Annotated in this window: 10 protein-coding genes, 11 tRNA genes and 2 riboswitches; of the genes, 17 read left to right on the plus strand and 4 right to left on the minus strand. The window is 40.5% G+C overall.

Annotated features, from left to right (window positions below):
• The first annotated feature begins 148 nt into the window (after nt 1-148).
• The 12 genes from AEA09_RS16270 to AEA09_RS16325 all read left to right on the plus strand — a co-directional run bounded on the left by AEA09_RS16270 (nt 149) and on the right by AEA09_RS16325 (nt 2796).
• Nucleotides 149-241, plus strand: a tRNA-Ser gene (locus tag AEA09_RS16270).
• A 47-nt stretch (nt 242-288) separates the two neighbouring features.
• Nucleotides 289-363: transfer RNA gene (locus AEA09_RS16275), tRNA-Thr, on the plus strand.
• Between the two features lie 35 nt (nt 364-398).
• A tRNA-Met gene (locus tag AEA09_RS16280) sits at nt 399-473 on the plus strand.
• 35 nt (nt 474-508) lie between these two features.
• A tRNA-Met gene (locus tag AEA09_RS16285) sits at nt 509-583 on the plus strand.
• 35 nt (nt 584-618) lie between these two features.
• A tRNA-Met gene (locus tag AEA09_RS16290) sits at nt 619-693 on the plus strand.
• A 4-nt stretch (nt 694-697) separates the two neighbouring features.
• Nucleotides 698-773, plus strand: a tRNA-Asp gene (locus AEA09_RS16295).
• A 37-nt stretch (nt 774-810) separates the two neighbouring features.
• Nucleotides 811-886 (plus strand) — tRNA-Phe (locus tag AEA09_RS16300).
• 5 nt (nt 887-891) lie between these two features.
• Nucleotides 892-965: transfer RNA gene (locus AEA09_RS16305), tRNA-Gly, on the plus strand.
• A 5-nt stretch (nt 966-970) separates the two neighbouring features.
• Nucleotides 971-1044, plus strand: a tRNA-Ile gene (locus AEA09_RS16310).
• A gap of 7 nt (nt 1045-1051) precedes the next feature.
• A tRNA-Asn gene (locus AEA09_RS16315) sits at nt 1052-1128 on the plus strand.
• 1 nt (nt 1129) lies between these two features.
• Nucleotides 1130-1201, plus strand: a tRNA-Glu gene (locus AEA09_RS16320).
• 548 nt (nt 1202-1749) lie between these two features.
• Nucleotides 1750-2796: a nitric oxide synthase oxygenase gene (locus tag AEA09_RS16325; RefSeq protein WP_053585018.1), complete on the plus strand. Its 1047-nt coding sequence runs from the start codon at nt 1750-1752 to the stop codon at nt 2794-2796.
• Between the two features lie 50 nt (nt 2797-2846).
• Here the strand turns inward: AEA09_RS16325 and AEA09_RS16330 are convergent, their stop codons facing one another.
• Nucleotides 2847-4052 carry a CynX/NimT family MFS transporter gene (locus AEA09_RS16330; protein ID WP_053585019.1) on the minus strand — a complete coding sequence of 402 codons (1206 nt, stop codon included), beginning with the start codon at nt 4050-4052 and terminating at the stop codon, nt 2847-2849.
• Between the two features lie 177 nt (nt 4053-4229).
• Nucleotides 4230-4406, plus strand: a riboswitch (Lysine riboswitch).
• An 86-nt stretch (nt 4407-4492) separates the two neighbouring features.
• Here AEA09_RS16330 and AEA09_RS16335 point away from each other — a divergent pair.
• A complete protein-coding gene (locus AEA09_RS16335) occupies nt 4493-5956 on the plus strand; it encodes an amino acid permease (protein ID WP_053585020.1) in 1464 nt (487 codons plus the stop codon).
• 36 nt (nt 5957-5992) lie between these two features.
• Here AEA09_RS16335 and AEA09_RS16340 read toward each other — a convergent pair whose 3' ends face one another.
• The 3 genes from AEA09_RS16340 to AEA09_RS16350 all read right to left on the minus strand — a co-directional run bounded on the left by AEA09_RS16340 (nt 5993) and on the right by AEA09_RS16350 (nt 9759).
• A complete protein-coding gene (locus tag AEA09_RS16340; RefSeq protein ID WP_053585021.1) occupies nt 5993-7258 on the minus strand; it encodes an Nramp family divalent metal transporter in 1266 nt (421 codons plus the stop codon).
• Between the two features lie 487 nt (nt 7259-7745).
• A complete protein-coding gene (locus AEA09_RS16345) occupies nt 7746-8399 on the minus strand; it encodes a potassium channel family protein (RefSeq protein WP_053585022.1) in 654 nt (217 codons plus the stop codon).
• A gap of 22 nt (nt 8400-8421) precedes the next feature.
• Nucleotides 8422-9759: a TrkH family potassium uptake protein gene (locus AEA09_RS16350; RefSeq protein ID WP_053585023.1), complete on the minus strand. Its 1338-nt coding sequence runs from the start codon at nt 9757-9759 to the stop codon at nt 8422-8424.
• 179 nt (nt 9760-9938) lie between these two features.
• A riboswitch (cyclic di-AMP (ydaO/yuaA leader) is annotated at nt 9939-10078 on the minus strand.
• A gap of 232 nt (nt 10079-10310) precedes the next feature.
• Here AEA09_RS16350 and AEA09_RS16355 point away from each other — a divergent pair.
• The 4 genes from AEA09_RS16355 (at nt 10311) to AEA09_RS16370 (ending at nt 13693) form a co-directional block, all read left to right on the plus strand.
• Nucleotides 10311-11006 carry a response regulator transcription factor gene (locus AEA09_RS16355; protein WP_053585024.1) on the plus strand — a complete coding sequence of 232 codons (696 nt, stop codon included), beginning with the start codon at nt 10311-10313 and terminating at the stop codon, nt 11004-11006.
• Nucleotides 10996-12297 carry a sensor histidine kinase gene (locus AEA09_RS16360; RefSeq protein WP_053585025.1) on the plus strand — a complete coding sequence of 434 codons (1302 nt, stop codon included), beginning with the start codon at nt 10996-10998 and terminating at the stop codon, nt 12295-12297. The genes AEA09_RS16355 and AEA09_RS16360 overlap by 11 nt, the downstream gene beginning before the upstream one ends.
• Nucleotides 12294-12965: a PepSY domain-containing protein gene (locus AEA09_RS16365; protein WP_053585026.1), complete on the plus strand. Its 672-nt coding sequence runs from the start codon at nt 12294-12296 to the stop codon at nt 12963-12965. Before AEA09_RS16360 ends, AEA09_RS16365 begins: the two co-directional genes overlap by 4 nt.
• Before the next feature lie 212 nt (nt 12966-13177).
• Complete coding sequence (locus AEA09_RS16370; RefSeq protein ID WP_053585027.1) at nt 13178-13693, plus strand: PepSY domain-containing protein; 516 nt, start codon at nt 13178-13180, stop codon at nt 13691-13693.
• Nucleotides 13694-13836 lie beyond the last annotated feature (143 nt).

Here is a 13836-nt window from a genome sequence, read left to right on the forward strand (position 1 = left end):
TCGCAGGTTCGAATCCTGTCTTCCCGACCATTTCCTAAAGAAAAACCCATTAAGGGGCTTTTGCTTAGTTGGTTAGAGCAGATGGTTCATATTATTGTCCGCTCAAAGGTTGGAAATCTGCAAAGGTCAATCCTTTATATATTGTTACGGAGGTATACCCAAGTTCGGCTGAAGGGATCGGTCTTGAAAACCGACAGGCGGGTAACACCGCGCGGGGGTTCGAATCCCTCTACCTCCTCCAGTTTTTATTTTTAATAAATGGTGTCTTATAAATTCAAATAATATTGTCGCGGGGTGGAGCAGTGGTAGCTCGTCGAGCTCGTAACCCGACGGTCACAGGTTCAAATCCTGTCTCCGCAACCAAATATAATGCCTTTAATAAACTTGAATAATATTGTCGCGGGGTGGAGCAGTGGTAGCTCGCCGGGCTCATAACCCGAAGGTCACAGGTTCAAATCCTGTCTCCGCAACCAAATATAATGCCTTTAATAAACTTGAATAATATTGTCGCGGGGTGGAGCAGTGGTAGCTCGCCGGGCTCATAACCCGAAGGTCACAGGTTCAAATCCTGTCCCCGCAACCAAATATAATGCCTTTAATAAACTTGAATAATATTGTCGCGGGGTGGAGCAGTGGTAGCTCGTCGGGCTCATAACCCGAAGGTCACAGGTTCAAATCCTGTCTCCGCAACCAAAATGGTCCCGTGGTGTAGCGGTTAACATGCCTGCCTGTCACGCAGGAGATCGCCGGTTCGATCCCGGTCGGGACCGCCATTTTTTTAAAAAAGATTAGTTATTTCTAATCGAATATGGGTCAGTAGCTCAGTTGGTAGAGCATTAGATTGAAGCTCTAAGTGTCGGCGGTTCGATTCCGTCCTGACCCACCATATTCGCGGGTGTAGTTTAGTGGTAAAACCTCAGCCTTCCAAGCTGATGATGAGAGTTCGATTCTCTTCACCCGCTCCAATGATGGGCCTATAGCTCAGCTGGTTAGAGCGCACGCCTGATAAGCGTGAGGTCGATGGTTCGATTCGATTTAGGTCCACCCATAGTCCGATGTAGCTCTGTTGGAAGTAGCACCTGAATGTTACACAGGTTATCGCAGGTTCGAGTCCTGCCTTCGGAGCCACGGCCTGTTGGTCAAGCGGTTAAGACACCGCCCTTTCACGGCGGTAACACGGGTTCGAATCCCGTACGGGTCATCTAGCATGTAACATATTATTGTTACATGCTTTTTTATATTGTTAAGGAAATTATAGATTTTGTTGCTATGGATAGCCTAGGGCAAAGTTGTCGTCTAGTCTAATGCGCTACATCCTCGCGGGCTGAACCCTCGGGCGAAAGTTTTACTTTTGCTAGGAGTTCGCAAGTAGCTTGTCGGATGTGAACAAGCGCTTTATCGCATTTGTTCTTGGTTCTATAATATTTGTTGGGGTATTCCCACAATTTAATGCAAAAAAGCACAGAATCACCGATTTATATATACTTGAATTGTCGAGATACAAGTAATAGAGAGGTGAACTGGGCACATGAATATCTAAAGAATAAGCGTTAAAATGGTTCAAACGATAAATTGTACTATTCGATAAATACCGTCAATATTTTGCCCCATTGTTACTGAAATTTCAAAGCTTCATCTGAAAATTTGAACAAAGTATTTCATATATATAAGATGTATGTTTTGTTGTAACGTTTTTCATGGTGAATCTGTTTCGATTCCTCTAGTATGAGTATAAATGGGGGAAGTAACATGAATATACATGAGGTACAACGTTTTTTAGCGTTATTTCAATCGGAACAGAACCAATCAGATATGTGGTTGGTAAATCGATTGAAGGAAATTGAGGGAACCGGGGAGTACACGCCAACAACTGAAGAGCTAACATTTGGTGCGCGTGTGGCGTGGCGAAATAGCAATAAGTGTATTGGACGCTTATTTTGGCAGTCACTGCATGTCATGGATGCACGCGAGCTATTAGATGAGCAAGATATTTTTGAGGCGTTGCTTGCTCATATTCAATTTGCAACAAATGATGGTAAAATTCGACCTGCGATTACTATTTTTGAGCCAGGGCGAGTACGTATTTGGAATCATCAACTTATACGATATGCTGGTTATGAAACAGCAGAGGGGATTGTGGGTGACACACATTCTGTGTCATTTACAAAGGTTTGCGAGTCGCTAGGCTGGCAAGGTGAAGGTACGGCGTTTGATGTATTGCCTCTTGTTGTGCAGGTGGATGAGCGTGAGCCACAAGTATTTGCGATTCCACATGAGTATGTATTAGAAGTCCCGATTCGTCACCCGGAACGTTCGGAGGTCGAATCGCTGGGTATGAAGTGGTATGCAGTTCCGATTATTTCAAGCATGCGCTTTCAAATGGCAGGTATCGATTTTCAAGCCGCGCCTTTTAATGGCTGGTATATGGGTACGGAAATAGGTGCCCGTAATTTAGCCGACCATGATCGTTACAATATGCTACCAGCTATGGCTGATATTTTCGAACTGGATATGACAAAGCAAGCATCTCTTTGGAAAGACCGTTCACTTGTGGAGCTCAACATTGCCGTACTGCATTCCTTTAAAGAGGACGGCGTGAGCATTGTTGATCACCATACAGCAGCGCAGCAGTTTAAGCTGTTTGAGGAGGCTGAGGCAACGGCAGAGCGTGAACTTACTGGTAACTGGACGTGGCTTATTCCGCCGCTATCACCAGCGGCAACGCATATTTTCCACAAGCCATATACAAATGTGTACAACACACCGAATTATTTTTATCAAAAACCACCTTATTAACAAGGAAAGGCAACTCATCGTAATTAGATGAGTTGCCTTTTTATATTTGGTTAATTCACAAACTCATTCTTAGAAGCTCTCATAGAACAAACGAAAAGTAGTAGAACAACAACAATAAATAGCCAACTAGCAATGTCCCAGCCGCCTAGTGAATCGTGCAAATAACCAAATAAAATTGGACCTGAAGCTGCGAGTAAGTAACCGAAAGACTGCGCAAATCCGGATAAATCAGCAGCCTCGTAAGCTGTGCGTGTACGCAATGTGAAAAGCATCATTGCAAGTGCGAATGAAGCACCACCTGCTAATCCTAAAAAAATCATCCAAACAACAGCAAGACTTGTCCATTCCATGGCTAGGCCGAGAAAGCCTATTAAATAAAATGATGTAAAAACAAGAACGAGTGGACGTTGGGACTTCATTTTACCAGCGATAATTGGTGTGAGAATAGCCATTGGGATTTGTGAAAACTGCATTGCAGAGAACATCCATCCAGCGCGATCTGCTGGTAAGCCTTGTGCTATATAGATGTCAGGAATCCATGCAGCTGTCGTATAAAACAGCAGGGATTGTAATCCCATCGCACCCGTAACGGCCCAAGTAACGGGTGATTTCCACAATGGTAAACTTTCTTTCGTAGAAGCAATAGTTGGTTCAGGCTTATTGAATTTCAACTGTGGAAGCCAAATTAACACTGTTATGATGACAAGAATAATGGATAGCGCAAGAGCGCCCTGCCAGCCAAAAGATGAATTGGCAACTGGGTAACTAATACCAGCACCTATACCAGCTGAAAGATTCATAGACATTGTGAAGCAAGCCATTAATAAACCGACATGGTAAGGGAATTTCAATTTCAGAAGTCCTGGAATTAGTACATTTCCAAAAGAAATTGCAACGCCAATCAGTACAGTTCCAAAAACGAGTAGTTCCGTTGTACCAAGAGAGCGCAGTATAATACCAAGTGCAAGTAAAATGGTTGATAAAAGTAATGTTAACTCCAGTCCAAATTTACGTGAAACAACAGGTGCAAAGGGTGATACAACTGCAAAAGCTAGTAATGGGATTGTCGTTAAAAAACCAGCGAGTATATTGGATATGCCCAGCCCTTCGCGAATGAAAGAAATAGATGGTCCAACGGCAGTCAGCGGCATACGTAAAGTTGATGCAATGAAAATAATACCAATGACCAGTAACAATGTCGTACCTGACCAGCTAATTTTTTTGCTAAGATGAGCAGAATGATCGTGAGTTGCCAAAATAAGACCTCCTCTATTAAATAGATATAATTCGAACTACTATATCATTTTATCACACCTTTAAAAATAGTAGAAAATTCACAAAATATCGAACATTTTAATCTGCATTGAAATGTCAAAAGGTATATGATAAACTAATATACATCGTAAATTTAATAAATTATTGCCTCATGTTTGTATTGAGGTAGAGGTCGCGGTATTTAAAAGTACGCTAATGGAAATGACAAGCATTAATGAAATTAGCTGAAAGGAAATATCGCCGAAGTGTGAGGGGACTTGAAAACCTCATGCTGGGGCTGTCTCCGAAAGGAACAGAACTGTCACGTTTTAACGACGTGTTGTGCTATCGTTTTGTAAAGAACAGAGGGATTCAACTTAGCCATCGCATCGTTCTTGTGATGGCATTTTTTTGCCTCTTTGTAAAGGAAGGAAGCTTTAAATTGAGTGAAATAAAAGTAAACCAGCTAGAGCATAAAGCTCCGAAGCTGAAAAAAGAATTAAAAAGTCGCCATATCACAATGATTTCGCTTGGTGGCACAATTGGTACAGGGCTATTTTTAGCGAGTGGTGGTGCGATTGCGCAGGCGGGTCCTGGTGGTGCGCTACTAGCTTATGCATTGATCGGGGTTATGGTGTATTTCTTAATGACGAGTCTTGGTGAGATGGCTGCCTATATGCCATCATCTGGTTCATTTAGTACGTATGCCTCAAAATTTGTTGATCCAGCATTAGGTTTTGCACTGGGATGGAACTACTGGTATAACTGGGCGATTACAATTGCTGCTGAAATCGCGGCTGTAGCGCTTATTATGAAATACTGGTTCCCAGATAGCTCTTCAGCTTTATGGACAGTCATGTTCATTGCAATTGTTTTAACATTTAACTTACTATCTGTAAAAAGCTATGGGGAAAGTGAATATTGGTTTGCGATGATTAAAGTCGCAACAGTAGTTGTGTTCATCATCGTTAGTTTACTGATGATTTTCGGTATTATTGGTGGACAAGCGCCAGTTGGTTTTACGAATTTCTTCATTAGTGATGGACCTTTCCATGGTGGATTCTTAGCAACATTCGGTATTTTCTTGGCCGCGGGCTTCTCTTTCCAAGGGACAGAATTATTAGGGGTTACAGCTGGTGAAACAGATGACCCAGGTAAAAATATACCGAAAGCTGTAAAATCAGTATTTTGGCGTATTATTTTATTCTATATTTTAGCGATTGCTGCAATTGGGATGCTCATTCCGTTTACAGACGCACGCTTATTATCTGAAGATATCGCTGTATCACCGTTCACATTAGTGTTTGAGCGCTTAGGGATTGCCTTTGCTGCTTCATTAATGAATGCGATTATTTTAACGGCGATGCTCTCAGCGGGTAACTCAGGGCTCTATGCAGCATCACGTATGCTATGGAGTCTTGCAGTAGATGGTCATGCACCAAAAATCTTCATGAAGATTAACCGTCGTGGTATTCCTATTTATGCGTTATTGGCAACATTAGCAGTAGGTTGTTTAGCCTTTCTTGCTTCATTCTTCGGTGATGGTGTTGTCTATATGTGGCTATTGAATGCTTCAGGTATGTCAGGTTTCATCGCATGGCTTGGGATTGCGATTAGTCACTATCGTTTCCGTAAAGCATTTGAAGTACAAGGCTTAGACCCGAAATTGCTTCCATATAGAGCAAAACTATTTCCGTTTGGTCCATTATTCGCCTTTACGCTATGTATGATTGTTGTCCTTGGTCAAAACTACACAGCTTTCACTAATGAAACAGTCGACTGGTACGGCGTGCTTGTATCCTATATCGGTATTCCGCTGTTTTTAGCGTTCTGGTTTGGCTATAAAATAAAACATAAAACGAAAATCATTCCACTGCAAGAGTGCGATTTAGAAGTGGAAAAATAATAAAAACGAGGTGCCGTTGATGCACCTCGTTTTTTTCTATGCAAAAATCGTCTGAAAAAGTAGGTAAATATTCAAACTGACGACTATTGCTACAACAACCCAGCCGAGAACTGTCGTGATTTTATGATTCACTAAACTACCCATAATGTCTTTTTTACTCGTAAACATAACAAGAGGGACAAGGGCAAAGGCGATCCCGAACGACAAAATCACTTGGCTCAAAACTAACGCATAGGTAGCATTCACACCAGATGCAATAATGGCCAGTGGTGGAATCATTGTAATCGCGCGGCGTAAGTAAAGAGGAATCCGTCTTCGGATAAAACCTTGCATGACAACATCTCCAGCCAACGTCCCAACTGAAGAACTGGCTAAACCGGCAATCAAGAGCCCAAGTCCAAATGAAATTGCCGCCATTGGACCGAGTGCATCACGCAATCCGTTAAAGGCCACGTCCAAATCCTCTACCACAAGGCCCTGTGTATGGAACACTGCAGCTGCAATGATAAGCATGCTCATATTGATGGCACCAGCAATAATCATGGCTACAACAATATCGATAAACTCAAAGCGAAATATACGGCGTTTTTCACTTTCATTACGGCCGACAATACGATTTTGCGTTAATGAAGAGTGTAAGTAAATGGCATGTGGCATGACCGTAGCACCTAAAATTCCTGTGGCAAGTAATAGCGAATCCACGCCGTCAAACTGAGGTGTTAAAAGTCCGATTGTCACACCGCCCCAATCAGGCTGTGCTAAAAAGGTTTGAAACGCAAATGCAAGTACTACTATCAGCACCATACCAGAAATACCAGCTTCAAAGGCACGGAAACCACGTCGTTGTAATTCTAAAATAGCAAATGAACCGACTGCGGTAATGAGCGCTGCAGGTAGCATTGGAATGTTAAATAGTAAGTATAAGCCCAGTGCAGCGCCTATAAATTCCGCAAGGTCAGTTGCAATAATAACGAGCTCTGCCTGTATCCATAAAAAGATAGATGTTTTTTTAGAAAAGTTTTCACGTGATATTTCCGGCAAATTTTTACCTGTCGCGATGCCTAGTTTTGCTGACAAGGATTGAATGAGCACTGCCATTAAATTTGAAAAAGCAATGACCCACAACAGCAAATAACCATACTGTGAACCAGCAGTAATATTCGTTGCAAAGTTGCCTGGGTCAATATAGGCAACTGCCGCGATGAAAGCAGGGCCTAAAAACGGCAAAATTCGTCGCCAACCTTTTACATCACCATTTAGAACGGCCTCTGCAGTTGTTTTAGTTATTCTTCGGTAAACCATAATGATCCTCCATTCTCTGTTAAAAGTATCGCGCTAGCAAAAATGTTTCCCCCAGGAAAGTTAATATGCTCTTATTTTATTCCTACTTTTTTAAAAAGTACAGACATTTGCCCAGACAATGAAAGTTTAAACTTCCCGTAAAATGAGGTCATTTTGTTAGTTCGACAAGTGGAGTTTTTTCGAAGAGAATCACAAATTAAATAACGCCAATAGAACTATGAAGCAAGCTCAAGTGATGAGAGTGTTTGAGTTTGGATTAACATCAGCATAGAGGAATATCGGTCGTACAAACCGCTACCAATGGAATTTCGCTTTCAAATCTGAAGAACCAATAATACAAGCTCGATTTGTATCGTTTTTATACAGAGTATATTATCAAAAACAAAATAAAACCTGCCATCAAAGGTAGGTGATGATGACCTTTGATGGCAGGTTTAGATTAATATTGAGAGTTTGGAACACTGCTGATAACCTACCGTATATTTTTCTATAGATCAGAAAATTTCACTAGATCTTTCCGATTCCCAATGACAATTAAAAAATCGTCTTGTTGTAAGGAATGTTCAGGAGACAGTGATACAATCACATCGCCGTCTCGTACAAGCGCAATAACATTAATATTGTATTTCGCACGAAGATTGAGTTCACGTAAATTCTTTCCAACCATTTTTACGGGTAGTTTAATTTCTTCTATATTATGTTCCTTTGATAGTTCAATATAGTTCAACACATTAGGGGATAAAAGTTGCTTGGCGACACGTTCACCCATATCTTTTTCAGGATAGATAATCCAGTCTACACCTATTTTTTCTAATACTTGCCCGTGCCGCTTACTAACCGCTTTTGCGATAATTTTTTGAACACCTAAATTTTTCAGGAGCATTGTCGTTAATATACTAGATTGAATATCATTTCCGATTGCTACAATGACACATTCGAAATTGCGAACTCCTAAAGCTGTGAGTGCTTTCTCTTCAGTTGCATCAGCTACAGCAGCGTGTGTGAAATATTGCTCCACATCTTCAACTTTTTCATCGCGAATATCTATTCCTAGCACATCATGACGAGCCTCCATTAGTTTCCTAGCAACACTAACACCAAATCTACCTAAACCAATTACAGCAAATTGCTTTTTAGCCATGTCTATTCACTCCTCTTAGGAATCAACCGATCATAATATTACCTTTTGGGTAATGGAATGCATCGTCTTTTCGGTTTCTTGTTAATGCGAAGGCGATTGTTAAGGGCCCTAATCTTCCGATAAACATCATCACGATAATACATACGCGCCCGAATGGAGAGAGCTCAGGTGTTAATCCCATTGATAGGCCTACAGTACCAAACGCCGAAGTTGCTTCAAATAAGTACACGATAAATTCAAAACCTTTTTCTGTCACGCTCAATATAAACGTCGCAGTAAATACTAATAATAGCCCGCACATTGTGATAGTAAATGCTTTTACGATTGTTTCCATTACGATTTTGCGTTTGAATAACGTCACATGTTCTTTTCCGTTTAATTGCGCCCAAAGCGTAGCCAGTAAGACCGTTAACGTTGTCACTTTAATGCCACTTGCCGTCGAACCAGATCCAGCACCAACAAACATAAGGAAAATCGTCAAGAATAATGTTGGGTAAGTTAAATCTGCAATCGGTAATGTATTGGCTCCAGCTGTTCGAGGGGTAACACTTTGGAAAAATGCCCCTAGCCATTTTCCAACTGGCGATAATGTCCCGAGTGTTTTGGCATTATGATATTCAAGCAAAAATATTAAAATAGTAGCACCGACTACGAGAATACTTGTTGATGTTAATACGATTTTTGTGTGTAAGGATAATCTTTTCGTTTGTCGATATTCATATAGCTCATGAATGACGATGAAACCGATGCCCCCTAGTATTATTAAAAGTCCAATTGTTATCGTAACGATTGGATCATCTACATACATTGTGAGACTTTGAAAACCGCCCATTAAATCAAACCCTGCATTATTAAAATTAGAGATAGCATGAAAGAACCCAAAATAAATGGCTTTGCCAACAGGCATATCCATAGAAAAGCGAAAAGCTAAAATGATACCTCCAATTGTTTCAGCAATTAGAGTAAACATAAAAACTCTTCTCGCAATTTTCACAACCCCTGATAAATCAGTGAAATTAAAAGATTCTTTTATTAACAAACGTTCTTTTAATGAAATTCTTTTCTTCATAATGATTAGAAATAAGGTACTGAACGTCATAAAACCCAAGCCGCCAATTTGAATAAGCATTAATATCACCAGTTCTCCAAAAACCGAAAATGTATCTCCGGTGTCCACCACGACAAGTCCCGTAACACATATTGCTGAAGTAGCTGTAAATAATGCATCTAAAAAAGAAAGTCCTTCTCGGCTTTCAGTCGCTACGGGCAATGATAATAATACAGAGCCTGTTAAAATCAGCACAGCAAAACCTAACATAAGCACTGTAGGTGGATTCAAGTTATCAATTACTCGTTTCATTGGTCTCTCCTCATCATAATGAAAGTTTGGTTGCATTTTTCAATAACTTGTAACAGGAGAGCGAATAAGCATCGTCTTTCATTCTGAGATAAATTTTGGGCATAACAAAAAGACCGATGTTATTCAAAAATTTGTTATCAAAATGATAATAAACATCCTGAAACAAGGCGGTCTTTTATGACCTCCTTCGCTTTAGCCGACGAAGTTAGCTGACGGGTAGGATGGCGAAAGAGTATCTCATCCTTTCTACAAATGCAGAATTAACCCCTGAATATTGGGTCCTCCGTTCTCAATCATTGAGATTTGGCCGATTTAATTTTTCGTTTATGGGGAACATTCTACTCCTGTGGTAGGAATGTTGTAAAGAGTTAATTTTCTGGAAAATATAGTTTTTTAAATCAATATCAACAACCATTCCCTAAAGCATCTTATGAGCAAAAAGTGCAAAACATAAGTGAAGGAATTGCTCAAAAACTCTCATCGTTTTCTAATTAGACTTTCATACCCCGCATAGTTTACGATGAAAAGAAAACGGTGAGGAATGACGCCACATGACGAATCGAATTTTAATTATAGAAGACGAAGAAAGCATTGCCCGTGTGTTACAGCTAGAACTGCAATTTGAAGGCTATGAGGCGGAGATGGCACATACGGGAACAGAAGGACTATTAAAATACCGTGAGCAACAGTGGGATTTAATTTTACTAGATGTGATGCTACCTGAAATGAGCGGACTGGATGTTTTGAAGCGCATTCGTACGACAGAACTACAGACACCTGTCATACTGCTTACAGCCAAAAGTGATGTGGAGGACAAGGTGAAGGGACTCGACCTGGGGGCAAATGACTATATAACGAAGCCATTCGAAATAGAGGAGCTGCTAGCAAGAATCCGTACAGCTCTTCGGTTTTCACAGCGACCAACACAGCAGGAATCACAGACAACATATGGTCAACTATCGATCAATGAGGAAACGCGGGATGTTTTATATTACGGGGAGCATGTGTATTTAACTCCACGTGAATATGAGCTATTACTTTATTTATTGAAGCATCCGAAACAGGTGTTAACCCGTGAACAAATTTTAGAAGCGGTGTGGGGCTACGATTATTATGGTGATACGAATGTCGTGGATGTATATATCCGTTATGTTCGTCAAAAGCTTGAGGCAGCGAACAACACGCCAATTATTCAGACGGTACGTGGGGTTGGCTATGTGTTAAAGGGACAGAATCATGAAGCTTAAAACAAAAATTCACTTGCTGACGACTTTGCTCATGCTTGTAATTTTAGTGTCGACGAATAGTGGCATTTATTTTCTGTATGAAAAGCTTGCGTACAATACGGAATACAAGCAATTGCAGCATAGAGCGGACGAATTGAGTCGGGCACTTAGTCAGCTAGATGCACAGACAAATATACAGCAGGTAATTCGTGCTTATTTGCCTACGGACGGTGCAGTACGTGTATATGATGAGCATGATACATTGAAGATGAAGGTTCAGGCAGAGCTAGATATGCCCGATGTGGCGTATATTACATTTAAAATGCCCGCTATTTGGACAGATGGGACGGTTGTGCAAATTGAGCTTGAGCAGTCGATGGAGGAAATAACGAGCACAATGAGCCTGCTAAAGGTTATTTTGATGGTCGTGACGGTTTTAGCGGCAATTCCCATTTTTTTAGCGAGCCTCGCATTGGGGCGCCTTATCTTACAACCACTCGAACGGTTAAATAAGACGATGAAAAGAAGTACGGATACTGGGAAGTACGAGAAAATGGAGTTAACTGACAAGGGCAAAGATGAGTTAACGGAAATAAGTCGTACGTTTAATAGCATGATGGAGAAGCTAGAACAGCATTACCAAAAGCAACAACAATTCGTATCAAATGCCTCGCATGAACTGAAAACGCCGATTACGGTGATTGAAAGTTATGCTAAGTTACTTTTACGTAGAGGGTTTGAGAATGAAGAAGTAACGAAGGAGTCCCTACAAGCAATTGCTAATGAATCCGGCCGTATGCATGAAATGGTATTACAGCTATTAGAGCTTGCCAAAAACAAAGAGCAACTCGAAATTCAGTGGGCGCATATTGAATTAGCCCCATTATTAGAAAAGGCAACGGCACAAATGCAGCAAGCGTATCATCGGCCATTTTCTGTGCATGGTAGCGTACCAGCTCGGATTTATAGCGATGAAAAAATGCTTAAGCAATTACTGTTCATTTTATTAGACAATGCTCGGAAATATAGCGAGGGTGAGGTACGTGTGCATGCGTCTGAAAACGACCAATACGTTCTCATTACGATTCAGGATTACGGTGTTGGTATTCCAGAAGCGCATATACCGCATTTATTTGAGCGTTTTTACCGCGTGGGTGAGGACCGCAATCGAAAAACGGGTGGTACAGGTTTAGGACTTGCGATTGCGAAGGAACTTGCAGACCAGCTAGGCATTACGATTGAAGTCGAAAGTACAGTTGACAAGGGTTCAAGTTTTACACTGTTTGTGCCACGTAAGGAGGAGCTGCAATGAAGAAATGGCTCATACCGATTATTGTCATTGTCATTAGTTGTGCTGTAGCTCTTTGGTTTTTACAGAATCGTTTTTTCAATGCAGAGCCAATAAGTGAAAAAGAGGCAATTGCTCATATTGAGAGCGTGTACAGCGGACGTGTCGAGCATATTGAAAAAAATGATCACTTTTATAAAATACAGCTCACAAGGAATGGCGCTACGTATAATGTGGAAATAAACGCTAATACACGCCAAATAACAGATTTAACATTAAAAGAGGGAGCAACAACGCCGTTATTAACCGAGGCACAAGTTCGTAAAGTAGTAGGGGATTATATGCCTGGTGAAATTGAAAGTGTGACATTAAAAGACACGTATTACGACGTGAAAGTTGAGAGTGAGAATATTATAAAGAGTCTCAAAATCGATTTATATACTGGCGAAGTTTTGTCAGAAACTGAAACCATAAAAGAAGCGGATAAACCGAGTAATGTAGAAGCGGTTATTTCAGAGCAACAAGCAATTCAAATTGCCCTACAGGAGTTAAAAGGTGAAGTTGATTCGGTTGATTATGAGGAAACAACAGATGGGGGCTATTATTTAGTAGAAATTGAATCGGACAACAATGAGGCTATCTTTCAAATACATGGAGTGTCGGGAAAAGTTCTTTCTGTCACATTGGAATAAGATTATTAGTTTGAACAATTTATCTTCATTTAGCGGAAAACTCCCACCTATATAGAGGGTGAAATAAATGAGGAGTGAACGCAATTCCACCGAGGTGGAATTGATTATGTATCTTTGATGTGTTTTTTCTCATGGAATTCTAATGTTACTCTTTCCATCTTGTCATCTTCACTTGGTAAGCTAAGTACAGATAAAACAAAGGAGAGATGAATATGAAAAAAATTATTTTAATTCCAGCATTGGTCGGGGTACTCGGTATCGGCGCGGTTATAGGTTCTACAAGTCTTCTATCTGGTAATGCACAAGAGAAAAAAGTGTTAACAATGCAAGAAATCGAGGAAAAAGCATTAGCCATCGTAAACGGTACGGTTACTGATATTGAGTTAGATAAGGAACGTACAGGCGATGTTTACGAAGTAGAAATTACAACTGCAACAGAAGAACATGATTTAAAATTTGATGCCTACACAGGTGAGTTATTGAAACAAAAGAAAGAAGTATTAGATGACGATGGTAACATACAAGTAGAAAACAAGACAGCTGCGAAAATTACAAAAGAGCAAGCAATTGAAAGAACATTGTCGAAAGTAAATGGGACAGTGACAAAAGTAGAGCTAGACGATGATGTTTATGAAATTGAGATTGTAGACGGACAGCTTGGATACGATGTTGAGATTAAGGCTACGACAGGTGAAATTGTAGATTTTGAACAAGATATTGAAGACTAAAAAGAATACAGCAGACCCAAAAGTGCTATTGCTTACTTTAGGGTCTGCTGTTTTACTTTTATAAAGATAGCATTAAAGTTTATTGCTATTCATCTAACGCAGCAGCAGGATAGTTGAAGAAGGAATTAAGACAATTGTGAGAG

The sequence above is a fragment of the Lysinibacillus contaminans genome, assembly GCF_001278945.1.
Classification (GTDB): domain Bacteria; phylum Bacillota; class Bacilli; order Bacillales_A; family Planococcaceae; genus Lysinibacillus; species Lysinibacillus contaminans.